At 61.8% G+C, this 23,955-nt stretch carries 25 protein-coding genes; 21 read left to right on the top strand and 4 right to left on the bottom strand.

Annotated elements, in window-relative coordinates; genetic code table 11:
* The first annotated feature begins 138 nt into the window (after positions 1–138).
* A complete protein-coding gene (locus SM764_RS01660) occupies positions 139–894 on the top strand; it encodes a sulfite exporter TauE/SafE family protein (RefSeq protein WP_368947358.1) in 756 nt (251 codons plus the stop codon).
* 42 nt (positions 895–936) lie between these two features.
* Here the strand turns inward: SM764_RS01660 and SM764_RS01655 are convergent, their stop codons facing one another.
* Positions 937–1,251 (bottom strand): hypothetical protein, encoded by a 315-nt coding sequence (locus SM764_RS01655; protein ID WP_065272514.1) that lies wholly within the window; start codon positions 1,249–1,251, stop codon positions 937–939.
* Between the two features lie 412 nt (positions 1,252–1,663).
* Here SM764_RS01655 and SM764_RS01650 point away from each other — a divergent pair, with 412 nt between their 5' ends.
* The 14 genes from SM764_RS01650 (at position 1,664) to SM764_RS01585 (ending at position 13,304) form a co-directional block, all read left to right on the top strand.
* A complete protein-coding gene (locus tag SM764_RS01650; RefSeq protein WP_369000853.1) occupies positions 1,664–2,518 on the top strand; it encodes an HpcH/HpaI aldolase/citrate lyase family protein in 855 nt (284 codons plus the stop codon).
* Positions 2,519–2,554: 36 nt separating this feature from the next.
* The gene (locus SM764_RS01645) at positions 2,555–3,103 is read left to right on the top strand and encodes an NnrU family protein (protein ID WP_065272516.1); all 549 of its coding nucleotides are present in this window, start codon (positions 2,555–2,557) and stop codon (positions 3,101–3,103) included.
* A gap of 7 nt (positions 3,104–3,110) precedes the next feature.
* Entirely contained in the window at positions 3,111–3,314 is a 204-nt protein-coding gene (locus SM764_RS01640) for a DUF1737 domain-containing protein (RefSeq protein WP_065272517.1), read from the top strand.
* Positions 3,314–4,360, top strand: coding sequence for a MaoC family dehydratase (locus tag SM764_RS01635; protein ID WP_369000852.1), 1,047 nt, complete (start codon positions 3,314–3,316; stop codon positions 4,358–4,360). The genes SM764_RS01640 and SM764_RS01635 overlap by 1 nt, the downstream gene beginning before the upstream one ends.
* A 299-nt stretch (positions 4,361–4,659) precedes the next feature.
* A complete protein-coding gene (sdhC, locus tag SM764_RS01630) occupies positions 4,660–5,043 on the top strand; it encodes a succinate dehydrogenase, cytochrome b556 subunit (protein WP_065272519.1) in 384 nt (127 codons plus the stop codon).
* Positions 5,044–5,064: 21 nt separating this feature from the next.
* Positions 5,065–5,436: a succinate dehydrogenase, hydrophobic membrane anchor protein gene (sdhD, locus tag SM764_RS01625; protein ID WP_065272520.1), complete on the top strand. Its 372-nt coding sequence runs from the start codon at positions 5,065–5,067 to the stop codon at positions 5,434–5,436.
* Between the two features lie 15 nt (positions 5,437–5,451).
* Positions 5,452–7,257, top strand: a complete 1,806-nt coding sequence (sdhA, locus tag SM764_RS01620; RefSeq protein WP_369000851.1) for a succinate dehydrogenase flavoprotein subunit — start codon at positions 5,452–5,454, stop codon at positions 7,255–7,257.
* 119 nt (positions 7,258–7,376) lie between these two features.
* Positions 7,377–8,258: a hypothetical protein gene (locus tag SM764_RS01615; protein WP_369000850.1), complete on the top strand. Its 882-nt coding sequence runs from the start codon at positions 7,377–7,379 to the stop codon at positions 8,256–8,258.
* Between the two features lie 147 nt (positions 8,259–8,405).
* Complete coding sequence (locus tag SM764_RS01610; RefSeq protein WP_065272523.1) at positions 8,406–9,185, top strand: succinate dehydrogenase iron-sulfur subunit; 780 nt, start codon at positions 8,406–8,408, stop codon at positions 9,183–9,185.
* Positions 9,186–9,306: 121 nt separating this feature from the next.
* Entirely contained in the window at positions 9,307–10,017 is a 711-nt protein-coding gene (locus SM764_RS01605) for a ZIP family metal transporter (RefSeq protein WP_065272524.1), read from the top strand.
* A 187-nt stretch (positions 10,018–10,204) separates the two neighbouring features.
* Positions 10,205–10,369, top strand: a complete 165-nt coding sequence (locus SM764_RS01600) for a hypothetical protein (RefSeq protein ID WP_369000849.1) — start codon at positions 10,205–10,207, stop codon at positions 10,367–10,369.
* 60 nt (positions 10,370–10,429) lie between these two features.
* On the top strand, positions 10,430–10,639 hold the full coding sequence (locus SM764_RS01595; RefSeq protein ID WP_274827608.1) for a hypothetical protein: 210 nt from the start codon (positions 10,430–10,432) through the stop codon (positions 10,637–10,639).
* A 361-nt stretch (positions 10,640–11,000) separates the two neighbouring features.
* The gene (locus SM764_RS01590) at positions 11,001–12,182 is read left to right on the top strand and encodes a type III PLP-dependent enzyme (RefSeq protein ID WP_369000848.1); all 1,182 of its coding nucleotides are present in this window, start codon (positions 11,001–11,003) and stop codon (positions 12,180–12,182) included.
* A 264-nt stretch (positions 12,183–12,446) separates the two neighbouring features.
* Complete coding sequence (locus SM764_RS01585) at positions 12,447–13,304, top strand: urea carboxylase-associated family protein (RefSeq protein ID WP_065272527.1); 858 nt, start codon at positions 12,447–12,449, stop codon at positions 13,302–13,304.
* Between the two features lie 174 nt (positions 13,305–13,478).
* On the opposite strand, the gene deoD is transcribed toward SM764_RS01585, so the two are convergent.
* The 3 genes from deoD to SM764_RS01570 form a co-directional block, all read right to left on the bottom strand.
* Positions 13,479–14,183, bottom strand: a complete 705-nt coding sequence (gene deoD, locus SM764_RS01580) for a purine-nucleoside phosphorylase (protein WP_274827610.1) — start codon at positions 14,181–14,183, stop codon at positions 13,479–13,481.
* Between the two features lie 24 nt (positions 14,184–14,207).
* Positions 14,208–14,528, bottom strand: a complete 321-nt coding sequence (locus SM764_RS01575; protein WP_369000847.1) for an H-NS histone family protein — start codon at positions 14,526–14,528, stop codon at positions 14,208–14,210.
* Positions 14,529–14,648: 120 nt separating this feature from the next.
* Complete coding sequence (locus tag SM764_RS01570; RefSeq protein WP_369000846.1) at positions 14,649–16,625, bottom strand: methylmalonyl-CoA mutase family protein; 1,977 nt, start codon at positions 16,623–16,625, stop codon at positions 14,649–14,651.
* A 163-nt stretch (positions 16,626–16,788) separates the two neighbouring features.
* Here SM764_RS01570 and SM764_RS01565 point away from each other — a divergent pair, with 163 nt between their 5' ends.
* From SM764_RS01565 to SM764_RS01540, 6 genes are all read left to right on the top strand, one after another.
* Positions 16,789–18,240 carry a 1-acyl-sn-glycerol-3-phosphate acyltransferase gene (locus SM764_RS01565; protein ID WP_274831409.1) on the top strand — a complete coding sequence of 484 codons (1,452 nt, stop codon included), beginning with the start codon at positions 16,789–16,791 and terminating at the stop codon, positions 18,238–18,240.
* Between the two features lie 111 nt (positions 18,241–18,351).
* A complete protein-coding gene (ccrA, locus tag SM764_RS01560) occupies positions 18,352–19,638 on the top strand; it encodes a crotonyl-CoA carboxylase/reductase (protein WP_065272532.1) in 1,287 nt (428 codons plus the stop codon).
* Positions 19,639–20,012: 374 nt separating this feature from the next.
* Entirely contained in the window at positions 20,013–20,732 is a 720-nt protein-coding gene (locus SM764_RS01555; RefSeq protein ID WP_369000919.1) for a helix-turn-helix transcriptional regulator, read from the top strand.
* A 112-nt stretch (positions 20,733–20,844) separates the two neighbouring features.
* Entirely contained in the window at positions 20,845–21,486 is a 642-nt protein-coding gene (locus SM764_RS01550; RefSeq protein WP_065272534.1) for an acyl-homoserine-lactone synthase, read from the top strand.
* Positions 21,487–21,569: 83 nt separating this feature from the next.
* The gene (locus SM764_RS01545) at positions 21,570–23,105 is read left to right on the top strand and encodes an ATP-dependent DNA helicase (protein WP_369000845.1); all 1,536 of its coding nucleotides are present in this window, start codon (positions 21,570–21,572) and stop codon (positions 23,103–23,105) included.
* Positions 23,102–23,842: an SDR family oxidoreductase gene (locus SM764_RS01540; RefSeq protein ID WP_065272536.1), complete on the top strand. Its 741-nt coding sequence runs from the start codon at positions 23,102–23,104 to the stop codon at positions 23,840–23,842. The genes SM764_RS01545 and SM764_RS01540 overlap by 4 nt, the downstream gene beginning before the upstream one ends.
* The last annotated feature ends 113 nt before the right edge of the window (positions 23,843–23,955 follow it).

Raw genomic sequence — 23,955 nt, 5'->3', positions numbered from 1 at the left:
TGAATTTGCAGCGATGCCTAAGCCCTAACGCGCCGCCACGCAAGCCTTCTGCGCTGCGGCGTGGGGTTTGCGCGGCTTGCGGGCCAGTGGATAGGCGGGCTAAATGATTTTGAAATAAAGGAGTTCTGCTGCGTGCCGATGGTGGATGTCAGCCCGATGTTTTTCGCCGTTGCGGTGCCTGCCGTGGTCTTTGCCGGGGTGTCCAAGGGCGGCTTTGGCTCGGGCGCGGCCTTTGCCGGAGCTTCGATTCTTGCGCTGATTGTCGAGCCGGGTCAGGCGCTTGCGCTGATGCTGCCGCTGTTGATGCTGATCGATGTGGCGTCTCTCAGACCCTATTGGCGGCGCTGGAATGGGCGCGATGGTCTGTTGCTGATCGCGGGCGGGTTGCCGGGGGTGGCGCTGGGGGCCTGGCTGTTCTCCGCAATCGAGGCCGATACCATGCGGCTGTTGATCGGGGGGCTGTCGATTGCCTTTGTGATCTGGCAATTGCGCGGCCGCATCGGGCTGGCCATGCAGGCGCAGCGCGATCTGCCCGGCTGGAGCGGGGTTCTGGCCGGGGGCGTTGCGGGCTTCACCAGCTTCGTCAGCCACGCGGGCGGGCCGCCCGCCGCGGTCTATCTGCTGAGCCGCCGCCCCACGAAAACCGAATATCAGGCAACCACGGTGCTGGTCTTCTGGGTGCTGAACATCGCCAAGGCCGTGCCCTATGCCGGGCTGGGCCTGTTCAGCGCCGAGACGCTGAAACTGGATCTGATGCTGGCGCCCTTTGCCCTATTCGGGACATGGGCGGGGGTGCGGCTGCACCACAGCATTCCCGAAAGGGTATTCTTTGCCCTGGCCTATGTCCTGCTGACGGTGACGGGCGTCAAACTGATCTGGGACGGGCTGACCTGAGGGCTACGCCCTGCGCATCCCGGCCCGTGTCAGCAGGCCGTATCAGGCGTCGTTGTCTGCGTTGGGCAGGGCTTCGGCCAGCGCCTCGTAGGATTGGCCCGAGGCCATCAGGCAGGTCATGCCATTGGGCATCGTCACGGTGATGGTCCAGGTGCCGGATTCGGTCGAGGCAAAGGTCTCCATCACCACGCCCTGACCGCCAATGCCGATGCTTTGGCGGCTTTCGCCGTATTTCTCGGCCAGTCGTCCGACGACGACCTCGCGTGGGGCGCAGTTGCGGCCCTGGGCGAAGGATTGCGTTGCGGTCAGCACCAGGATGGCCAGACCTGCGGTTGTTTTGAACATCGTCTTCTTCATGGGTTTTACCCTTTCCCGAACGGCCTGACAGGGAAAGAGACAGCAACCTGCGCTCTTCCGAAGTCCCATGTGTGGGCCGGTGTGTGAGTGACGTAATCGTTATGCGGGCCTTTGGCCCAGGGGAGTGCTGCGGACCGCCGGGTCAGCAGGTTCAATGCAGGCCATTCCGGCCCCGTGCGGGCGGATCACAGTCGGACTGAAATGGGCTGGCCGTGATCACCTGCGCGATAGGTAAACTGTGCCAAGAAGGTGCTGATAACAGGTTAACCCTGTGCGCGCTCACGATTCGGTTGGAAATTCAAGGACTTTGTTGCGCGGATTTTGTGCTTTCTGCACTGCGGCAGGATTTTTCTTGAAAGTATCTGGCCGAATCTGTACCGGTTTGCGCAACAAAATAACTTGGAGAGATCAGATGGACCCGCGCACCCGCCCTTATCGTTCGGTTCTGTATATCCCCGGCTCAAAGCCGCGCGCGCTGGACAAGGCCCGCAACCTGCCGGTTGATGCGGTGATCTTTGACCTCGAGGACGCGGTTTCGGTCGAGGAAAAGGAAAACGCCCGCGACACGCTGGCTGCCGCGCTGGCCGAAGGGGGGTATGGCGCCCGGGTGCGGATCGTGCGGATCAACGGGCTGGACACCCAGTGGGGCCGCGCCGATGCCGAGGCGGCGGCAAAGATGGATTGCGATGCGATCCTGCTGCCGAAGGTTTCCTCTCCCGGCGATCTGGACGCGCTGGCCGAAATCACCGGTGACAAGCCGCTCTGGGCAATGATGGAAACCCCGCGCGGCATGCTGAATGCGGCGGAGATCGCAGCGCATCCCAAATTGCAGGGCATGGTGATGGGCACCAACGATCTGGCCAAGGAGTTGCAGACCCGTTTCCGCGCCGACCGCCTGCCGATGATGGCCGGGCTGGGCCTGTGCCTGCTCGCGGCCAAGGCCGAAGGTAAGATCATCGTCGATGGCGTCTACAATGCCTTCAAGGATGATGAGGGGCTGAAAGTTGAATGCGATCAGGGCCGCGACATGGGGTTCGACGGCAAGACGCTGATCCACCCGGCGCAGGTTGATGTGACCAACACCGCCTTTGCCCCGTGTGAGGCCGAGATTGATCTGGCCCGCCGCCAGATTGCCGCCTTTGAAGAGGTCGAAGCCTCGGGGCAGGGCGTAGCCGTGGTTGATGGCAAGATCGTCGAGAACCTGCACGTGGCGACGGCGCGGGAGATTCTTGCAAAAGCGGATGCAATCGCAGCCATTTCGGCCTAGGTGTGAATCAGTTTAACACCTAAATCGGAGACTGATATGGCACTTCTGGTCCTGGGCATCCTGCTTTGGTGGGGCGGGCATATGTTCAAACGCCTCGCCCCCGACGCGCGCGCCTCCCTTGGCGACAAAGGCAAGGGGATCACCGCATTGGCCATCGTGGCGGGCATTGTCCTGATGGTCATCGGCTATCGCGCTACAGATTTCATCTACGTCTGGGCGCCGCCGTCCTTCATGGTGCATATCAATAACCTGCTGGTGCTGATCGCCATCTATATGATGTCTCCGGCCCCGAAAAAGGGCGCGCTGCTGTCCGGTATGCGGCATCCGATGCTGACGGGTTTCGCGCTTTGGGCGATTGCGCACCTTCTGGTCAATGGCGATCTCGCCTCGATCGTGCTGTTTGGCGGTATGCTGCTTTATGTGCCGGTGCAGATGATGCTGATCAACCGTGCAGAGCCGCAATGGACGCCCGGCCCCAAGGGCAGCATCGCCAAGGATGGCATGTTCTTTGTCGCCTCGATCGTGCTGCTCGCGGTGATCGGCTATATTCACGGGCTGATCGGCCCCACACCATTTCCGGGATAACTGAGCCATGAAACTTTACCGCTTTCTGAGCGAAGACGACACTTCTGCCTTTTGTCACAAGGTGACCGATGCGCTGAACAAGGGATGGGAGCTGTATGGCAGTCCCACCCAGACCTTTGACCCGGTCAAAGGCATCATGCGTTGCGGCCAATCCGTGGTGAAAGAGGTGGAGGGCACCTACACACCTGACACAAAACTAGGAGAGCACTGATGGCGAAGACCACAGCTGCGAAAACCAATCCGGGGCGCTTTTTCGAAGACTACAAGGTGGGGGATGTGATCGCCCACGCGGTGCCGCGCACCGTTTCGGGGGGCGAAAGGGCGCTGTATCACGCGCTCTATCCGGCGCGTCATGCGCTCTATTCCTCGGATGAATTTGCGCGCGGCTGTGGTCTGCCTGCAGCGCCGCTGGATGATCTGGCGGCCTTCCACATCGTATTCGGCAAGACGGTGCCGGATATCTCGCTCAATGCCGTGGCGAACCTGGGCTATGCTGAGGGCCGCTGGCTGCTGCCTGTTTACGAGGGCGATACCCTGCGCTCGGAATCCGAGGTGATCGGGGTCAAGCAGAACTCCAACGGCAAATCGGGCGTGGTCTACGTGCGGACCCGCGGGCTGAACCAGAACGACGATGTCGTGATGGAATACGTGCGCTGGGTGATGGTGCGTAAGAAGGACCTTGATGCGCCCGCGCCCGAAACCGTGATCCCCGAGCTGAGCAAGGTGATCCCGGCCTCGGATCTGAAGATCCCCGGTGGGCTTGATTTCAGCACCTATGACTTCACCCTTGCCGGTGAGGCGCATCGCTGGGGCGATTACGAGGTGGGCGAGACCATCGACCACGTCGATGGTGTGACAGTCGAAGAGGCCGAGCATATGCTGGCCACCCGTCTGTGGCAGAACACCGCCAAGGTGCATTTCGACGCCACCGCGCGGCCCGATGGTACTCGGCTGATCTATGGCGGTCACGTGATCTCCATGGCGCGGGCGCTGTCCTTCAACGGGTTGGCCAATGCGCAGATGATCGTCGGGCTCAACGGCGGTGCGCATGCGAACCCCTGCCTGTCCGGCACCACCATCCGCGCTTGGTCCGAGGTACTGGACAAGGCCGATACCGAAGCCCCCGGCGTCGGTGCCATCCGCCTGCGCCTGGTCGCCACCAGCGGCGGCGCCCCCTTCGCGCTGAAGGGCGAAGACGGCAAATACCTGCCCGAGGTCCTGCTGGATCTCGACTACTGGGCGCTGATGCCCAAGTAAGCTCAAAAGACCCGCCCCCGCTTGCGACCCGGCTGTTGCCCGGGACGGTGCGGGGGCACTACACTTCTGACATCGAAATACGGATATATCGTCGGCCAGGCGGAGCCGAAGCGCCGCAGCCGTGATTCTGCGCAATTTTTGGGAAACCAAGATTTGTGATCACTTATCTGACCCGCGTGATCACAAAATCCGGCTTTTCTGCGATGCAGTACAAATATGACCCGATTTTTACCACTCGTTTGCGTGACAGCGCGCAAAAATCCGCTAAAACGTGAGCAGCTAACCGGAAAGGAGCCAACATGGCCGATGTAAATCGGGGCAATCGCCCGCTTTCGCCGCATCTGTCGATTTACCGCCCGCAGATCACCTCTGTCACCTCGATCCTCACGCGGATCACAGGCAACGCCCTGATCGTGACCGCATTGCTGGTTGTCTGGTGGTTCCTCGCTGCGGCGACCTCTGCTGAATATTTCGCAATCGCCAACGGAGTGCTGACCAGCTGGTTCGGCGATCTGGTCCTCAGCCTGTCGGTCCTGGGCATGTGGTATCACCTGCTGGCCGGTGTGCGTCACCTGCTCTGGGACAACGGCAAGATGATGGATCTGGAACCCGCGCAGAAACTGGGCTGGGTTGTCGTCATCGGGTCGGTTGTCCTGACCGCCATCACCCTGATCATCGTCTGACGCCAAGGGAGAGAGAAAGCTATGCGATATCTTACAGACCGCAAGCGCGCCATTGGCATGGGCGCCGCGAAATCCGGAACCGAGCATCATTGGTCGATGCAGGTCAGCTCGGTCGCGCTGCTGATCCTGGTGCCGCTGTTCATCTTCACCTTCGGCTGCGCGCTGGGCGGATCCTACGAAGAGATCACCGCCTATTACGCGCGTCCCTTCCCGGCGATCATCGCCGCGCTGACCATCTGGGTCGGCATGATGCACTTCAAATCGGGTGCGCAGATCATGCTTGAGGATTACGTCCACGGCTTCAAGGGCCGCCTAGCGATCATCCTGATGACCTGCCTGTCCTACGCCGTCGCCGTGACCGGGGTTTACGCCCTCGTCCGTCTGGCCCTTTAATCCCCGAGGTTCCCAATGGCTGCTTACGAATACGAAACACATGACTATGACGTGGTCGTGGTGGGTGCCGGCGGCGCCGGTCTGCGCGCGACCCTCGGCATGGCCGAACAGGGTCTGCGCACGGCCTGTGTGACCAAGGTTTTCCCGACCCGCTCCCACACGGTTGCGGCGCAGGGCGGTATCGCCGCCTCCCTGTCGAACATGGGCCCGGACCACTGGCAGTGGCACATGTATGACACCGTCAAAGGCTCGGACTGGCTGGGTGACACCGACGCGATGGAATACCTCGCCCGTGAAGCGCCCAAGGCGGTTTACGAGCTGGAACACTATGGCGTGCCGTTTTCGCGTACCGAAGAAGGCAAGATCTACCAGCGTCCGTTCGGTGGCCACACCACCGAATTCGGTGAAGGCCCCGCCGTGCAGCGGACCTGTGCCGCGGCTGACCGGACCGGTCACGCCATCCTGCACACGCTTTATGGTCAGAGCCTCAAGAACAACGCTGAGTTCTACATCGAGTATTTCGCCATCGACCTGATCATGTCCGAAGACGGGCAGTGCCAGGGCGTTGTCTGCTGGAAACTCGACGACGGCACCATGCATGTCTTCAACGCCAAGATGGTCGTTCTGGCCACTGGTGGTTATGGCCGCGCCTATTTCAGCGCCACCTCGGCCCACACCTGCACCGGCGACGGTGGCGGCATGGTGGCCCGTGCGGGTCTGCCGCTGCAGGACATGGAATTCGTGCAGTTCCACCCGACCGGCATCTATGGCTCCGGCTGCCTGATCACCGAAGGCGCGCGCGGCGAAGGTGGCTATCTCACCAACTCCGAAGGCGAACGGTTCATGGAGCGTTACGCGCCCCAGTACAAGGACCTTGCCCCGCGCGACTATGTCTCCCGCTCCATGACCATGGAGATCCGCGAAGGCCGCGGTGTGGGCGAACATGGTGATCACATTCACCTGAACCTGTCGCACCTGCCGCCCGAGGCCCTGGCCGAACGTCTGCCGGGCATCTCGGAAAGCGCCAAGATCTTTGCCGGTGTCGATGTCACCAAGGAGCCGATCCCGGTTCTGCCGACGGTGCACTACAACATGGGCGGCATTCCGACCAACTACTGGGGTGAAGTGCTGAACCCCACCGCCGAAGATCCCACCGCCGTGGTGCCGGGTCTGATGGCCGTGGGCGAAGCGGGCTGCGCCTCGGTGCACGGTGCCAACCGTCTTGGCTCCAACTCGCTGATCGACCTCGTCGTGTTCGGCCGCGCCGCTGCGATCCGCGCCGGTAAGGTGGTGGATGCAGACGCGCCGAACCCGGAGCTGAACCAGTCGCAGATCGACAAGGCCTTCGACCGGTTCGACGGGCTGCGCAACGCAAATGGCGGCATCCCGACCGCGGATCTGCGTCTGGAAATGCAGCGCACCATGCAATCCGACGCGGCGGTCTTCCGCACCTCGGAAACCATGGCCGAAGGCGTTGAGAAGATGACTGCCATCGCGGCGAAACTGGGCGACCTTAAGGTCACCGACCGCTCGCTGGTCTGGAACTCTGACCTGATGGAGACGCTGGAGCTGACCAACCTGATGCCGAACGCGCTGGCCACCATTGTTGGCGCAGAGGCCCGCAAGGAAAGCCGCGGCGCCCACGCGCATGAGGACTTCACCACCCGTGACGACGAAAACTGGCGCGTCCACTCGGTTGCCCGCGTCGAGGGCAATTCGGTCGACCTCAGCTATCGTCCGGTGGTCGTGGATCCGCTCAGCACCGAAGCAGAGGGCGGCATCAGCCTCAAACGGATCGCGCCCAAAGCGCGGACCTTCTGAGGTAGAACACCCATGCGTCTGGCCGCATATCCCTTGCATCATGCAGCGCGTCCCCTTCCGGGGGGGCGCCTGCCTGCATGCGGGGCTATGCGGGCCTGTGACAATGCGGGGGGCATCTGATGGCCTCTGTCGCATCCCAACAGGACTTTGCATGGCAGCAGTTGGGGATTATCCCCGGCGTTGCCCTGCGCCTGTTCGGCATGCGCCGCTCGGGCAACCACGCCATCGTGGGGTGGATGCAACGCAATGCGCCGGGCGGACGGTCGGTGTTCCTTAACAATTGCAAGCCGGGCAGCGATCCGTTCCGGTCCTTTCGCGGGATCGAAGTGGATGGTGCCCACGCGCCCCAGCACAAGGCGCTGCGTGATATGGCTTCGGTTGCGGGCACGGCAGGCAATGGCGCGCTTCTGGTGATGTCCTACGAGGATACCTCTCCGGCAGAATTCACTGGTGAGCGGCAGGTCTCTGGTCCCTTTGATGAGGGGCTCTTGACCCGCAACGTGGTGATCTATCGCAGTTTCCTCAACTGGTCCGCCTCGCTTTTGAAAAAGATGCAGGGCAATTCCGGTTACAGCCTGGTGCGGCGCAACGCGATCCTGCTGCGCGCCATGGACACCTATACCGGGCTGCTGGGACTGGTCGAACAGGCCCGCGATCTGGCGATCAGCTGTATCTCTTATGATCGCTGGTGCGGTGACGCGGCCTATCGCGCCGCGTTGCTGGGAGAGCTGGGTCTTGAGACGCGCGACAATACCCTTGGCACCGTGCAGCGCTATGGCGGTGGCTCCTCTTTCCAGAAAGAGGCGCAGAGCGCCGAAGACCTGCAAACCGATCAACGCTGGCGCCAGATGGCCGGGGATGCGGAATATCAGGCGGTGCTGCACCTTGCGGCGCGCGATACCGCGCTCACCGACCGGCTGTCGCGCCTGTTCCCCGCAGATGCTGCCGTGCTGTCCGGCATCGCGGCCAAGGCACCGATGGCAAACGGAGGGCTGGCATGATGGCCCCCGCAGATAACAACGCTGACGCCCTTTTGGGCGCAACACTCGCTTTCCGGCAGGGTCGCCCCGCGCCGGTTCATCCGATCTCCTGTCTGCAGGCACCGCTTTGGTCCCTGACGATGGGCGGCTAAGCAAGGAGACAGATCTATGGTCGAATTCGCACTTCCGAAAAACTCCAAGATCACCACGGGTAAGACGTGGCCCAAGCCTGAAGGCGCAACCAATGTCCGAAAGTTCCAGATCTATCGCTGGAACCCGGATGACGGCAAGAACCCGCAGGTCGATACCTATTTCCTGGACATGGACAAATGCGGTCCCATGGTTCTGGACGCGCTGATCAAGATCAAGAACGAGATCGATCCGACGCTGACCTTCCGCCGCTCCTGCCGCGAAGGCATCTGTGGCTCCTGCGCGATGAACATCGACGGGATCAACACCCTGGCCTGTATCTATGGCCTGGATGAGGTGAAGGGCGACGTGAAGATCTACCCGCTGCCGCATATGCCGGTGGTGAAGGACCTGATCCCCGACCTGACGCATTTCTACGCGCAGCATGCCTCGATCATGCCCTGGCTGGAAACCAAGACCAACCGCCCGGCGAAAGAGTGGAAACAGTCCATCGAGGACCGCAAGAAGCTCGACGGTCTGTATGAATGCGTGATGTGCGCCTCCTGCTCCACCTCCTGCCCGAGCTACTGGTGGAACGGCGACCGCTACCTCGGCCCAGCCGCGCTGCTGCACGCCTACCGCTGGATCATCGACAGCCGCGATGAAGCCACCGGCGAGCGTCTGGATCAGCTGGAAGATCCGTTCAAGCTTTATCGCTGCCACAGCATCATGAACTGCGCCAAGACCTGCCCGAAGGGCCTGAACCCCGCCAAGGCGATTGCTCATATCAAGCAGATGATGGTCGAACGCGCCGTCTGATCCCAATAACGGTTTTGAAATCTGATCCGCCGCGACGAGTCCCTCGTCGCGGCGGTTTCTTTTGGGCTGGGGGCGCCGCTCCTCCTTGCCGCGCTTTGCCAAACCTGTCTAAGTCACCGGCATGGATCCTTTCATCTCTGCCCTTGTTCTGGCTGGTTTTGCCGGCTTGGCGCTGCCGATTGGTGGTGTGCTGGCGTGGATCGAGAACATCCGCGATGCAGAGCTTCACAAAGCGGTGCTGTCCTGGGTTACCTCCTTTGGCGGTGGCGCCCTGCTGAGCGCGGTAGCGCTGGTGCTTATCCCCGAGGGAACAAGAATGCTGACGCCGATGGAGGCCCTGTTCTGGCTGGGGGCAGGCGGGCTCGCGTTCTACTGGATCGACAAGGGCATGTCCCGGGGGCAGGGCAGCCTGGCGCTGCTGTTTGCCATGCTGCTGGATTTCCTGCCTGAGGCGCTGGCCCTTGGCGCCATGCTGAGTGCGGAGGACGGCACCGCGCTGTTGCTGGCGCTGATGATCTTTTTGCAGAACGTGCCCGAAGGCTTTGCCGCATTCCGCGATATCTGGCGTTGCGACAGTCCAGCCTGGCACGTGCTGCTACTGTTTGTCGGCCTGGCAGCCCTTGGCCCGCTTTGTGCCGCAGTGGGGCTGATCTGGCTGGAACAGCAGTCGCATATCCTGGACGTGATCATGGTCTTTGCCTCGGGCGGGATCCTGTATCTTCTGTTTCAGGACATTGCTCCGAAAGTGCATGAGGCGGGCAGTTCGGCGCCGTCGCTGGGGGCCGTGGCAGGCTTTGCGCTGGGGCTGGCCGGGCATCTGCTGATCGGATGATGTGCGGGCTGTTCAGCGATGGCCCGTTTGTGGGGCGGCAGAGCTGCCGCTGCGCCAGGTCTTCTTGGGTCAAAGGTTTGCCATTTCTGCATGGCGACTTTGCTCAAAAGCGACCTGCTCACGCCTGCGTTCCTTGCATATGTTCTGGCCAAGGGAGGAAGCAGCCTGAACACAAGGACATGTTTCCATGGAAAATACCGTCGCACAGACCGCCAAACTCATCGAAGACAAAGCCGCCGCAGCGCTCAAGGATCTGGAGCAGGCATGGGCCTATTTCACCCCCGCTGCCCTGCCGCAGCGGCGTGAAGAGCAGCCGTTTGCCGCCTACGCGCCTTACTACGAGGCAGCCTGACCCGGGCACCTTGGCTGAGGCCGGATTGATAGGCTTGCAGGAGGGCGCTAGACAGCGCGTATGCCCATTCTTCTGCTGATCCTTCTCGCCGGTGTCTTTGCCTATTTCATTTGGCGCCATACCACGTCTTCGCTGACCCGCAACTGCCGCTGGCGTGCCGAGCGCAGCAAGGGCCAGTGGCGCTGCACCTTCTGCGGTGCGGTGCAGCCGGGTGATGCGGCGCCGCGCCAATGCCTGAACCCGGCAAGACAGGGCAGGGGAGGGCGCTGATCGGGGCGCCGGGGGATCTCCCGCGCACGACACGGCAGCCAGAGGCTGCCTTTCGCCCTTGGGCGTAGCGCCGTGCGATGCGCGGCGCGGGACACGCGGCAGATGGCGTGTTTCTGACGCGAGGGTTGCACCCCTAGGGTAGGGCTGGGCGTTGCCGATTCAGTGCAGCTATCGGGGCGCTGAAAAAATCCGCAGCCTCGTGCAGAAAACCACTTGAACGACTCAAAGGTTTGCCCGATATGCGCGCTTAAGACGCCAACGCACGCGCCTCTGTCGAAAGGGCTCAAAGCCCTAGGGTTACGTAGCGACGGTAACGTCTCTGATTGAAGTGAGCGGTCATAGATGGCCGGGTCTTTTGGAGATGACCATGAACGCAAACGTCACCGGGCAAATCGCCCGCGAATGTGAAGTCGTACCTACAGCACGCCACATCGAGTATATCGCGAACACCGCTTTCGCACGTCCGACCCTTGTGATCGACGGCGCCGCAGTGTCGCGCCAGTATCAGGCGCTGGCAAATGGTCTGGGCCGCGCCCGCATCCACTATGCGGTCAAGGCTAACCCCGAAGCTGCCCTGCTGCGCCGCCTCGTGCGCTCGGGTTCCAACTTCGATGCGGCCAGCCGCGCCGAGATCGAGATGTGCCTGGCCGCCGGTGCCGCGCCGCATCAGATCACATTCGGTAACACCATCAAACGCCCGGCTGACATCGCCTTTGCCCATGGCATTGGCATCCGTCATTTCGCTGTCGATGCGGTGGAGGAGCTGGAGAAACTGGCCGAACACGCCCCCGGCGCCCACGTCTGTGTGCGTCTGCTGGTCGATGCCACCGGTGCCGACTGGCCGCTCAGCCGCAAGTTCGGCTGCACCCCGGATATGGCGCTGGCGCTGATGGATCGTGCGCGCACGCTGGGCCTCGTGGCCGATGGTCTGTCCTTCCATGTCGGCTCGCAGACACGTGACCCGATGATGTGGGGGGCGACGCTGGATCAAGTCCACGTTGTCTGGCAGGCTGCAAAAGATGCAGGCCATTCCATGCGCCTTCTGAACATCGGTGGCGGTTTTCCGGCGTCTTACGTCAATACCGTGATGGGGCCGAGTGACTATGCCCGCGCGGTGATGGCGCAGGTTGATGCACGTTTCCCCGATGCGTCCGAGGTGATGGCCGAGCCGGGCCGCGGTCTGGTGGCCGAGGCAGGCGCCATCGTGGCCGAGGTGCTGCTGGTGTCGAAAAAACACGACGAAGATCTGCACCGCTGGGTTTATCTGGATATCGGCAAGTTCTCGGGGCTGGCGGAAACCATGGACGAGGCGATCCGCTATCGCATCACCTCTGACCGCGATCATGAGAGCACTGGGCCTTGCGTTCTGGCGGGGCCCTCCTGCGACAGCGCGGATGTGCTTTATGAAAAGCAGCCCTACCAGTTGCCGCTTGGCCTCAAGGCTGGGGATCGCGTGGTGATCCATGCTTGTGGTGCCTATACCTCGACCTATGCCTCGGTCGGGTTCAATGGCTTCCCGCCGCTGGATGTGGTGGTGATCTGACCCCGGCGCGGGCCATGATCAGGGAAATTTGAAGGTCGCAAGGGCGTTCGGGGCTTGTACCCGGGCGCCTTTGGTTTTTTGAATGCAGAGAACGACAACCGGACACCGCGCCCATCGTCGCAGATCGACCGCTTGTTCGGCCATAGGCCGGACAGCCCCCGCCCGCCCCCAAGGCGGGGGCTTTGCCCCCACCACGGGCGAGGCCTGTCCTGCGCGCAATGGAAGAGGAGACACGGTGCCCAGACACGAGGAGCCCTTGCGACCATGACCCATACCCATCATCCCGCCCCGGCAGACGCCGAGGCCCGCAAGGCCGTCAAACCGGTCATCTGCTATCCCAATGAAACACTGCCGGTGCCGGATCTACCGCTCTACCGGGCGGCGCGCGAGGGCGCGGAGAAGACCGGCGAGGTGCTGGTTCCGGCCCGCGATGCCGCTTGTTTCGAAGTGCCCGCCGGGCATTTCTTCCGCATCTCCTCGGTCGAGGGGCCGCAGGTGGGGGATCTCAACCTATGGAACCGCAATGACCTGTCCGAGCGTTTCTATTCTGGCAAGAGCCGCGCCCTGCATGGCACCCACCTGACCAGCGGGGAGCGCATGTGGACCAGTTTCCCGTATCTGCGCCCAATGGCCACCATCACCGAGGATACGCTGGAGTGGTACGGCATGGATGCCTATGGCGGATCGGTGCACGATGTGATCGGCACCCGCTGTGATCCCTATACCGGCAATCTGCTGGCGGGCAGCCAGTACCACCATTGCTGCCACTCCAACCTGACCCGGGCGCTGGCCGATCATTTGGGCGTGAGCCTTGTGGAGGCGGAACCGCATGTGCATGACGTGCTGAACGTTTTCATGTGCACCGGCTTCACCCGCGACACCGGGCAGTATTTCATGAAGGCCAGCCCGGTGCGCCCCGGCGATTATCTGGAGTTCTTTGCCGAGATAGACCTGCTGGGGGCGCTCAGCGCCTGCCCCGGCGGGGATTGCTCCTCCGAGCATTCCAGCGATACCGCTGCGTGCCATCCGCTGCTGGTAGAGGTCTTTGCCCCCGCTGCGGGCGCGTTGGAGGGATGGAGCAGCCCGCCGGTGAATGGCTACGACCGCAGTCACGGCCGCTAAAGCGGGCTCTCCCGCGTCTCTTTGCAGCCCCCTGCCGGGGGCCGCAAAAGCCTTGGGCCCGGCAGCGCGCGTGCCGCGCGCTGCGCCATCGCCTGACGCACGCGCATGAAAAAAGGCAGCGGAGGCGATCCGCTGCCTTTCTTATGTTCCGGAGAGATTGTGATCGCGCCGGTCTCAGGCGAAGGCGGCTTCCAGCGCGATTTCAACCATATCGCCAAAGCTGCGCTCGCGCTGATCCGACGGCAGCGCTTCGCCGGTTTGCAGATGGTCCGACACCGTCAGTACCGCCAGCGCCCGGCAACCATAGCGGGCCGCGAGGGTGTAGAGCTCGGCGGCTTCCATCTCGACGCCCAGAATGCCGTGACGCACCATCTGTTCATTGAGATCGGGCCGTTCGTCATAGAAGGTATCCGAAGAATAAATCCCGCCCACGTGGGTGGTGACATCACGCGCCTCGGCGGCCCGCGCAGCGGCCTGCAGCAGCGACCAGTCAGCGCAAGGGGCGAAATTGACCTCTTTGAAGATCGTGTCCGAGGGGGATCCGGCAGTGGTGGCCGTCATCGCGAGGATGACATCTCTCAGTCCAACCGTTTTCTGCATGCCACCGCAGGAGCCGATACGGATCAGGGTTTTGGCGCCAAAATCCCGGATCAGCTCATTTGCGTAAATGGAAAGCGATGGCATTCCCATGCCGCTCCCCTGAATTGTCACCGGATTGCCGTTCCAGCTGCCGGTAAATCCCAGCATGCCCCGGACGTCATTTACCAGACGGGCGTCCTGTAAAAAGGTTTCTGCCGCCCATTTCGCGCGATAAGGATCGCCGGGCATCAGAACCGTTTCGGCAATCTCGCCATTTTTGGCGCCAATATGGATTGTCACTGCGTTTCTCCAGTCCGGTCAGGATCAGATTTCCAGATCCGAGATATCCATTCCGGCGGTCAGGGCAGCATGCACCCAGTGCGGTTTACGGCCACGGCCGCTCCAGGTTTCTTCGGGATTGTTCGGATTGCGGTATTTGGCGGCCGCTTTTTGTTTTTTACCGCCGCCACGTTGGTTGCCACCGGTAATCTCTTCCAGAGCAAAACCGTATTTGGCAGCAGCGGCTTCGGCGGCTTTCAGGGCTTCCTGACGTTCGCGGATTTCTGCCGATTTAATTGCCACATCAATTTGAGATTTCAGCTCAACAAGTTCGCTGCGCGACATGGAAGAAAGATCAATGCTCATTGTGATACTCCGGATCGTTAGGGCCACACCCGATTTTTCGTGCGGCCCTATATGACGATATTGACCCGGAAATATTAGCGGAATTTTCCCCATTTTGGGAAAAAAATCGTGATCAACCCATTAAGATGCAATCGCGGGTGGTTTTGCGAGGTCGACAATGTCGCTCATAATTGAATTTAGCTCGAAATCTTTTGGCGTATAGACCCGCGCCACTCCCATTTTTTTCAACCGTTCGGCATCGTCATCGGGAATAATACCGCCGACAACCACCGGAATGTGATCCAGCCCGGCATCGCGCAGCAGTTGCATCATGTCCTCGACCAGTGGCAGGTGGCTGCCGGACAGGATCGACAGGCCGATCACATGGGCGTCGTCCTTCTGAGCCTGAGCCACCAGTTCCTGCGGCGTCATGCGGATACCGTCATAGGTGATATCCATGCCGCAGTCGCGGGCGCGGAAGGCGATCTGTTCGGCGCCGTTGGAGTGACCATCAAGGCCGGGTTTGCCGACCACGAACTTGAGCCGCCGTCCCAGCTGGTCGCTGACCGCGTTGACGGCATCGCGCAGGTCCTCAAGACCCTCGGTCTTGTTTGAGGGGGAGCCGGAGACGCCGGTCGGGCCGCGATAGGTGCCATAGGCCTTGCGCATTTCCTCGGCCCATTCACCGGTGGTGACGCCTGCCTTGGCTGCCGCGATGGAGGGTTCCATGATGTTGCTGCCGTCCTTGGCCGCCTGACGCAGCGCGGCCAGCGCCTGCTCTACGGCGGCATTGTCGCGTTCGGCGCGCCAGGTGTTGAGGCGGGCGATCTGCTGCTGCTCTACGGCAGGATCGACGACCATGATGCCGCCATCTTCGGTCTGCAGCGGCGAGGGCTCGCCCTCGGTCCAGCGGTTGACGCCGACCACGACGGTCTCGTTGCGCTCGATCCGGTTCAGGCGTTCGGCGTTGGAATCCACCAGACGCGATTTCATGTATTCAATCGAGGCAACCGCCCCGCCCATGGAATCGAGGTTAGCCAGCTCGGCGCGGGCGCCGTCTTTCAGTTCCTCGACCTTGCGGTCTACCGCCGGGTTTCCGTCGAAAAGGTCCTCGTATTCCAGAAGGTCGGTCTCATAGGCCAGGATCTGCTGCATGCGCATCGACCACTGCTGATCCCAGGGGCGGGGCAGCCCCAGGGCTTCGTTCCAGGCGGGCAGCTGCACGGCGCGGGCGCGCGCCTTTTTCGAGAGCGTCACCGCCAGCATTTCGATCAGGATACGGTAGACGTTGTTTTCCGGCTGCTGCTCGGTGAGGCCAAGGGAGTTCACCTGCACGCCATAGCGGAAGCGGCGGAATTTCGGGTTGTCGACGCCATAGTGCTTTTCGCAGATCTCGTCCCAGAGATCGACAAAGGCACGCATCTTGCACATCTCGGTTACGAACCGGATGCCTGCGTTTACGAAGAAAGAAATCCGCCCCACCAGTGCCGGGAAATCCTCGGGCGCGATGCGCGGGCGCAGTTCATCCAGAACCGCCTGTGCGGTGGCCAGCGCAAAGGCCAGCTCTTGCTCCGGCGTCGCGCCGGCCTCCTGCAGGTGGTAGGAGCAGACGTTCATCGGGTTCCAGTTGGGCACGTTGGTGTAGCAGTATTCGGCCACATCCGCGATCATCTTGAGGCTGGGTTTCGGCGGGCAGATATAGGTGCCGCGCGACAGGTATTCCTTGATCAGATCGTTCTGCACCGTGCCTTGCAGCTTGCTGATGTCAGCGCCCTGTTCCTCGGCCACGGCGATATAGAGCGAGAGCAGCCAGGGCGCGGTCGCGTTGATCGTCATCGAGGTGTTCATCTGCTCCAGTGGGATCTGGTCGAACAGGGTACGCATGTCGCCCAGGTGGCTGACTGGCACACCGACCTTTCCCACCTCGCCGCGCGCCAGCACGTGGTCACTGTCGTAACCGGTCTGGGTCGGCAGGTCGAAGGCGACGGACAGGCCGGTCTGACCCTTGGCCAGGTTCGAGCGGTACAGCGCGTTGGAGGCCTCGGCGGTGGAGTGTCCGGCATAAGTACGGATCAGCCAGGGACGATCGGCTTTGCGGTCATTCTGCGTCTGCGACATGGGCGGGCCTCGCGATTCTATGGTGGGTAATTTTATTTCGCTGTGGCGATGTAAAGCGGAATAATAAACCCATGTCAATTCGCTGCGTTGCGGCGAACACCGCGTCAGGTGCTGATCCCGCGTCACAATTGCCCGGCCAGGGCTTTGCTGCCACAGTCGGGCCATGACAAGTACCGTAGAGCTTCCGCTTTGGCTGTTTGTGCTGATCCTGCTGTTTGCTGCGGTCACCTTTGCCTCGCATTTCCTGTTTCCATCCGTGCGCTGGTTCTTCCGGCGGCGGCTGGAACGGGCGGTGGCACGGCTCAACCAGCGGCTGGAGCGCCCGATCGAGCCATTCCGCCTTGCGCGGCGCTATGACATGATCCAGCGGCTGATCTATGATCCGCAGGTGGCGCAGGCGGTGGCCGATCACGCGGCGGCGGAAGGCATTCCCGACAACGTCGCCTTTGAAGAGGCGCGGCGCTATGCGCGCGAGATCGTTCCGTCCTTTTCCGCCTTCACCTATTTCAGCTTTGCCATTCGCGTCACGCGCTGGCTGTCCAATGCGATCTACCGGGTGCGTCTGGGCCATCAGGACGAAGAGGCGCTGCGTCGCATCGACCCGGAGGCAACGCTGGTTTTTGTAATGAACCACCGCAGCAATATGGATTACGTGCTGATCACCTATCTGGCAGCGCGGCGCTCGGCCCTGTCTTATGCGGTCGGGGAGTGGGCGCGGGTCTGGCCGCTGTCGCGGTTGATCCGGGCCATGGGGGCCTATTTCATCCGTCGCAAATCCCGCAATGAACTCTATCGCCGGGTGCTGGCCACCTATGTGCGCCTTGCCACGCAGGGCGGGGCTACGCAGGCGATGTTCCCCGAAGGGGGGCTTAGCCTGGACGGCGCGCTGGCGCCGCCGCGTCTTGGGCTGCTGAAATACATTGTCGACGCGCGGGACCCGGCCGGGGCGGGGCGGGATGTGGTCTTTGTGCCGGTGGGGCTGAATTACGACTGGGTGCTGGAGGACAAGATCCTGACCTCGGCCGGGCGCGCCGGAGAGCGCCGGTTCCGCGCCCGTATCGGCGTGGTGATGGCGCGGATGCTGCGGCAGCTGTGGCTGTGGATGACCGGTCGCTATCACCGGTTCGGCTATGCTGCGGTCAACTTTGGCCGCCCTTTGAGCCTTGCGGAATTCACTGCCGCGCAGCAGGCTGCCGATCCTTCTGGGCCGGTCACGGCGTCAGATCTTCCCGAACCCCTGTCGCAGGAGTTGATGGAGCGGATCGGTGATATCGTACCGGTACTGCCGGTGCCCGCGGTCTGCTGGTTGCTGCTGTCCGAAGGCGCAATGACGCGCAGCGCGCTGGAACAGCGGCTTGCGGCGCTGCTGGAGCGGATGCCGCTCTCCCATATTCATCTGCCCCGTGACAGCCGGTCCTATGCGGTTGAAACAGCGCTGCGGATCCTGGTGCGGCGCGGCATCCTGCGCTCCGAACACGGGCGTTACGTGCCGGTGCCCGCCAAACGGGACCTGCTGACCTACTATGCCAACTCCATTCGTCACCTGCTGCCTGCAGCGGCCCTGCCTACGGATGCTGCAGACGCCAAGGAAATTTCTGCGTCTGCGAGGTCATAAAATTACAAAACAACCTCAATTGGGGTTGCATTATTACCTTGCCGTTTTTATTCCCTAGGTAGACCCGCGATTCTGCATTGCGGCAAAACCGTTTTAACGAAGGAGGCCATCATGGCTCTGGACACGCAGACCGACGTTCTGTCCTACGAGGCGCCCGAGAAGGATCTCTATGAGATGGGCGAAATCCCTCCGATGGGTTACGTCCCCAAGAAGATGTACGCCTGGACCATCCGCAAGGAGCGCCACGGTGAGCCGAACACTGCCATGGTCGAGGAAGTGGTGGATGTGCCCGAGCTGGACAGCCACGAGGTGCTGGTCCTGGTGATGGCCGCCGGCGTCAACTACAACGGTGTCTGGGCCGCGCTGGGCAAGCCGATCTCGCCCTTTGACGGTCACAAGGCGCCCTATCACATCGCCGGCTCCGATGCCGCGGGTATCGTTTGGGCCGTTGGATCCAAGGTGAAGCGTTGGAAAGTCGGCGACGAGGTCGTGGTGCACTGCAACCAGGACGACGGCGACGACGAGGAATGCAACGGCGGCGACCCGATGTATTCGCCGAGCCAGCGTATCTGGGGCTATGAAACTCCCGATGGCTCCTTTGCTCAGTTCACCAATGTGCAGGCCCAGCAGCTGATGCCGCGCCCCAAGCACCTGACCTGGGAAGAAAGCGCCTGCTACACGCTGACGCTGGCCACCGCCTACCGCATGCTGTTCGGCCACGAGCCGCACGACCTGAAGCCGGGCCAGAACGTTCTGGTCTGGGGCGCGTCGGGTGGTCTTGGCTCCTACGCGATCCAGCTGATCAACACCGCCGGCGCCAACGCCATCGGCGTGATCTCGGACGAGAGCAAGCGGGAGTTCGTCATGGGCCTGGGTGCCAAGGGCGTTCTGAACCGCAAGGACTTCAACTGCTGGGGCCAGATGCCGACGGTCAACACCCCGGAATATGCCGCCTGGTTCAAGGAAGCGCGCAAGTTCGGCGCCGCGATCTGGGAAATCACCGGCAAGGGCGTGAACGTCGACATGGTGTTCGAACACCCCGGCGAAGCCACCTTCCCGGTCTCCACCTTCGTCTGCAAAAAAGGCGGCATGGTGGTGATCTGTGCAGGCACCACCGGTTATAACCTGACGCTTGATGTGCGCTACATGTGGATGCACCAGAAGCGCCTGCAGGGCAGCCACTTTGCCCACCTGAAACAGGCGTCTTCCGCGAACAAGCTGATGCTGGAGCGTCGTCTTGATCCCTGCATGTCCGAAGTGTTCACCTGGAACGACCTGCCTGAAGCGCACATGAAGATGCTGCGCAACGAACATCTGCCCGGCAATATGTCGGTTCTGGTGCAGGCGCCCAAGACTGGTCTTCGCACCCTTGAGGACGTTCTCGAAGCGGGCAAATAATCCCGCCCTGCCGGGTTTCTATTGCTGAAAATCAGAAGAGCGAATCATTTCAAGTGGTTCGCTCTTTTTTGTTTTCTGAATCTTAAAATATAACAATTTCAGAATGTTACTCTGGGCTTTCCTCACCATTTCTGGGGAAGGAAAATCTGCGAATATACGAAAAATTCTCGCAAAATTAGGCTGTCCTTGGGTGACATAGGCTCAAGGGGGGGCCGATATGGCAAAAAATGAATGGATTCTGGACGTTCTCGTTGACCTCAGAGAGGTTGCCGCTGCAAAAGGTCTGGGGAGGCTAGGCGACCAGCTCGATATCGCGCTGGATATTGCTTATGCAGAGATCACGCCTCAGCTTGATGACAACGGTACGCGATCCTATGGGGAAAACGGTAGATCTGGACGGCATCCTGGAGGACTTGGATGCCACCACGACACTTGAGGGTCTGCAAAAGATCACCGAGCGCGTCCGGGATGCCTTTGAGATCGATCATATCGTCTATCACTGGGTCGATAGCGCAGGTGAGCAATACGGCTGTGGCACCTATGATGATGTCTGGGTCCAGCGCTATCTGGAGCAGGGCTATCTGCGGACCGATCCGGTCATCATTGGTTGTTATCAGCGGTTTCATCCGGTCGATTGGAAGCGGCTCGACTGGTCTACCAAATCGGCGCGTATTTTTCTGAAAGACGCACTGGCGCATGGGGTCGGCAATCAGGGTTATTCAATTCCGATTCGCGGTCCCAACGGGCAATTCGCGCTCTTTACCGTCAATCACAATTGCTCAGATGAGGACTGGGAGGAATTCACCGCAGCCCACAGCCGCGAACTGATTCTGATGGCGCATTATTTCAACCGCAAAGCGCTGGAATTCGAACCTGATCGCGGACCGGAACAGGCCCAAACCCTGTCGCCAAGGGAAATTGATGCACTGACCCTGCTGGCAATTGGTTACAGCCGTGCGCAGGTCGCACAAACGCTTTCAATTTCGGAACATACCTTGCGCGTTTACATTGAAAGTGCTCGATTTAAACTCGGCGCGCTGAATACGACTCATGCAATTGCCCGCGCATTAAGCTGCGGCTTTATCGTTGTCTGATCCGGGCGCGAAAATCTGCTCAAATCCAATCTTATGAATTCGTTAATGTCTTTGGCGCATCGCCTTCTGGGCGTAAGCTCCCCCTGCATTTCAAGCAAAAGGGGACGAAAAAATGCTTCGCTATATCTACGGACACGACCTGCATAAACATCCTGAACTGGCCCGCTCCATGTTTCAGGATCGCGCCGACCAATTCCGCACCCGTCTGGGCTGGGAGGTCAGCGTCGATGCCAACGGACAGGAACGCGATCAATACGATGCGCTGGATCCGCTTTATGTGATCTGGGAAATGCCGGATGGCAGCCATGGCGGCTCCATGCGGTTTTTGCCGACCACCGGGCGCGTGATGGTGAATGAAATTTTTGGCCATCTCACTGGCGGCAGCCCGATCACCAGCCCGCTGATCTGGGAATGCACCCGGTTCTGCCTGTCGCGCAATGCGCCGTCCAAGGTGGCAGGTGCGCTGATGTTGGGCGGGGGTGAGATCATGCGCAATTTCGGCATTCGCCATTTCGTCGGTGTCTTTGACCGTCGGATGATCCGGATCTATCGCGCCATCGGCTCCAGCCCCGAGGTTCTGGGCACCGAGGGAGAAGGCCGTGACCAGATCAACGTCGGTCTGTGGGAGTTCACTCCGGACAGTTATGACATGGTGGCCAGCCGCGCGGGCATCGCGCCCGAGCTGTCGCGGCTGTGGTTCGACCGCTCCTTTGGCGGTGCCGACCCGATGAAGCAGATGGCGCTGACTGGCTAGGACCCGGGTCTGTCTTGCGACCCCACATGCCACGGGGCCGGTTGCATCTGGTGCAGCCGACCCCGCAGCTGTAGGGTCGCGCCATGACAAAGCCGCTTATTCAATTCTCCGACGATCAGGCCGCCGCTTTTGACAGCGTGACTGCGCTTTTGCACCAGGCCGGGGTGGATCTGGACGATGGTCTGCTGCATCCGCCGCGCGGCGATGCCGGGGTGATGGCGGTGATCGGCAAGGCGGGATCGGGCAAGACCCTGCTGCTGGCCGAGCTTTACAAGGCGCTGGAAGATGCCGGCGTCGAAGTGGTGTCGGGCGATTACGAAAGCCGCAAGAAAAGCGGCAAGCGCACCCTTGCGATTCTGGCCCCCACCAACAAGGCAGCCAGCGTGCTGCGCCTGCGTGGGGTGCCCGCGACCACCATTCACCGGATTCTCTACACGCCGGTCTACGATCCCGAATACGAACGCATCGCCGAATGGTTGGCCGGAAACGGCGAAGAGCCCGATATCGAAGGTCTGACCGAAGAGGCGCTGGCCCGCGCGGCGGCCTTTTACGAGCGCAACAAATCGATCCCCGGGGCGCTGGCGGCGGCAGGGCTGCGCGGCTCCGATTTCATCACCGGCTGGAAACGCCGCGAGGACCCGCTGGACATCGGCTTTGTCGATGAAGCCTCGATGCTGGATGACCGCCAGTTCAGCGATCTCAAAGAGATTTTCCCGACCCTGCTGCTGTTTGGCGACCCGGCGCAGCTGGCGCCGGTGAACCAGTCGGGCGCCATGGTCTTTGACGGGCTGCCCGAGACGCGCAAGCTGGTGCTGAGCCGTATTCACCGACAAGAGGCCGATAACCCCATTCTGGACCTCGCCCATGCGCTGGCGGACCCGCAGCTGGGGTTCGAAGATTTCGAACGCATGGTCGAAGACACCGCCCGGCGCGACGAGCGCGTGGTCTGGGGGCAGCGGGTCGAGGTCGACCTGATGGCGCGCTCTCCGGTGCTGGTCTGGCGCAACAACACCCGCATCCGTCTGATCAACGCCTTCCGCAGCGTCCATGGCGCCCCCGAGGATGCGTTGATCGAAGGCGAACCTTTGATCTGCGATGGCATCGAATTGCCGCTGAAACACCGCAAGAAACGTCTTGATCTTGAGGCCCGCGGGCTGATCAAGGGGGCGCAGGTGATCTACCTCGGCCCCGGCCGCAAACCCGGATTTTCCCGCCTGCACGTGATGGGCGCCGAGGATCCGCAGGTCTCGGCCGCCTCCATCGTGAAGATCGAAAAACCGGACGAGGAAGAACCCTTTATCCCCTATGCCGCGCGCATGGGGGCGACCTTTCTGCATGGGGCGGCGGTGACCATTCACAAGGCGCAGGGCTCGCAATGGGAGACCGCGCAGGTCTTTGCCCCCGATATCTATGCTGCTGCGCGCATGGGCCGGGTCGAGGCCGGCCAGCCGCTGTGGAAGCGGCTCGCTTATGTGGCGATTACCAGGGCGCAGGAACGGCTGATCTGGGTGGTGCGCAACCGGCTCGCCAAACCCACCGGTCCGCTCCGGGTGGACGATCTGCGCGCCGCACCGGTGGCGGCGCTGACACTCGAGGCAGAGGAGGAAACCGCGTTATGAGCAACAAGACAATCCTGATCACCGGCGCCAGCTCGGGCATTGGCCGGGCGGTGGCCGAACAGTTCCTGACCCAAGGCTGGACCGTGGGCCTGCTGGCCCGGCGCGCGGACAAGCTGGCGGATGTGGCGCTGGGGCACGACCGGGCCTATGTGCTGCCTGCGGACGTGACCGACGCCACTGCCGTGGATCATGCGGTCAACAGCTTTGCCATGCAGGCCGGACGGCTGGATGTGCTGTTCAACAACGCGGGTATCTTCACGCCGCCCGGTACCATCGATGAGATCGCGCTGGAGGACTGGCATGCCTCGGTCAATGTGAACCTCACGGGCATGTTCCTGGCGGCGCGGGCGGCCTTTCGGCAGATGCGCCATCAGGCACCGCAGGGCGGACGGATCATCAACAACGGCTCCATCGCTGCCCATGTGCCGCGTCCCGGCTCGGCGCCCTATGCTGCCACCAAATCGGCGATCACCGGGCTGACGCGCAGCATCTCGCTGGACGGTCGGCCCTTTGACATCGCCTGCGGGCAGATCGACATCGGCAATGCCCGCACCCCAATGGTGGAGGATCTGGCCCATCGCCATGCCGAGGCCAATCCCGAGGCGGCGCCGATGGACACTTTCGATGTGGCGGATGCGGCGCGGTCGGTGCTGCATATGGCTGAATTGCCGCTGGAGGCCAATGTGCAGTTCATGACGGTGATGGCCACCAAGATGCCCTATATCGGCCGCGGCTGATCAAGGCAGGGCAGGGGACATGGCGGGGGAGCGCTCCCGCCCGTCTTCGGTCTGCGGACGCAGCTCTCATCCCGTTGGGCCCGGCACCGCGCATGGCGCGCTGCCTGTTTCGA

Origin of the sequence: Pseudophaeobacter sp. 1A16562 (assembly GCF_041008785.1) — a bacterium.
In the GTDB taxonomy this organism is placed as follows: domain Bacteria; phylum Pseudomonadota; class Alphaproteobacteria; order Rhodobacterales; family Rhodobacteraceae; genus Phycobacter; species Phycobacter gallaeciensis_A.
The sequence above is the reverse complement of the archived record's forward strand: the minus strand, read 5'-3'. Positions and strand labels throughout refer to the sequence as shown.

Bases quoted from the DNA above. Each gene is read 5' to 3' on its own strand.
- SM764_RS01590 (WP_369000848.1), top strand. From the start codon at position 11,001: ATGACCATGAACGCAAACGTCACCGGGCAAATCGCCCGCGAATGTGAA.
- sdhA (WP_369000851.1), top strand. From the start codon at position 5,452: ATGGCTGCTTACGAATACGAAACACATGACTATGACGTGGTCGTGGTG.
- SM764_RS01575 (WP_369000847.1), bottom strand. From the start codon at position 14,528: ATGAGCATTGATCTTTCTTCCATGTCGCGCAGCGAACTTGTTGAGCTG.
- SM764_RS01585 (WP_065272527.1), top strand. From the start codon at position 12,447: ATGACCCATACCCATCATCCCGCCCCGGCAGACGCCGAGGCCCGCAAG.
- SM764_RS01615 (WP_369000850.1), top strand. From the start codon at position 7,377: ATGGCCTCTGTCGCATCCCAACAGGACTTTGCATGGCAGCAGTTGGGG.
- SM764_RS01570 (WP_369000846.1), bottom strand. From the start codon at position 16,625: ATGTCGCAGACGCAGAATGACCGCAAAGCCGATCGTCCCTGGCTGATC.
- SM764_RS01565 (WP_274831409.1), top strand. From the start codon at position 16,789: ATGACAAGTACCGTAGAGCTTCCGCTTTGGCTGTTTGTGCTGATCCTG.
- SM764_RS01650 (WP_369000853.1), top strand. From the start codon at position 1,664: ATGGACCCGCGCACCCGCCCTTATCGTTCGGTTCTGTATATCCCCGGC.
- sdhD (WP_065272520.1), top strand. From the start codon at position 5,065: ATGCGATATCTTACAGACCGCAAGCGCGCCATTGGCATGGGCGCCGCG.
- sdhC (WP_065272519.1), top strand. From the start codon at position 4,660: ATGGCCGATGTAAATCGGGGCAATCGCCCGCTTTCGCCGCATCTGTCG.
- SM764_RS01640 (WP_065272517.1), top strand. From the start codon at position 3,111: ATGAAACTTTACCGCTTTCTGAGCGAAGACGACACTTCTGCCTTTTGT.
- SM764_RS01645 (WP_065272516.1), top strand. From the start codon at position 2,555: ATGGCACTTCTGGTCCTGGGCATCCTGCTTTGGTGGGGCGGGCATATG.
- SM764_RS01555 (WP_369000919.1), top strand. From the start codon at position 20,013: ATGGGGAAAACGGTAGATCTGGACGGCATCCTGGAGGACTTGGATGCC.
- SM764_RS01655 (WP_065272514.1), bottom strand. From the start codon at position 1,251: ATGAAGAAGACGATGTTCAAAACAACCGCAGGTCTGGCCATCCTGGTG.
- SM764_RS01600 (WP_369000849.1), top strand. From the start codon at position 10,205: ATGGAAAATACCGTCGCACAGACCGCCAAACTCATCGAAGACAAAGCC.
- SM764_RS01660 (WP_368947358.1), top strand. From the start codon at position 139: ATGGTGGATGTCAGCCCGATGTTTTTCGCCGTTGCGGTGCCTGCCGTG.
- SM764_RS01540 (WP_065272536.1), top strand. From the start codon at position 23,102: ATGAGCAACAAGACAATCCTGATCACCGGCGCCAGCTCGGGCATTGGC.
- SM764_RS01605 (WP_065272524.1), top strand. From the start codon at position 9,307: ATGGATCCTTTCATCTCTGCCCTTGTTCTGGCTGGTTTTGCCGGCTTG.
- SM764_RS01595 (WP_274827608.1), top strand. From the start codon at position 10,430: ATGCCCATTCTTCTGCTGATCCTTCTCGCCGGTGTCTTTGCCTATTTC.
- SM764_RS01545 (WP_369000845.1), top strand. From the start codon at position 21,570: ATGACAAAGCCGCTTATTCAATTCTCCGACGATCAGGCCGCCGCTTTT.
- SM764_RS01550 (WP_065272534.1), top strand. From the start codon at position 20,845: ATGCTTCGCTATATCTACGGACACGACCTGCATAAACATCCTGAACTG.
- ccrA (WP_065272532.1), top strand. From the start codon at position 18,352: ATGGCTCTGGACACGCAGACCGACGTTCTGTCCTACGAGGCGCCCGAG.
- SM764_RS01635 (WP_369000852.1), top strand. From the start codon at position 3,314: ATGGCGAAGACCACAGCTGCGAAAACCAATCCGGGGCGCTTTTTCGAA.
- SM764_RS01610 (WP_065272523.1), top strand. From the start codon at position 8,406: ATGGTCGAATTCGCACTTCCGAAAAACTCCAAGATCACCACGGGTAAG.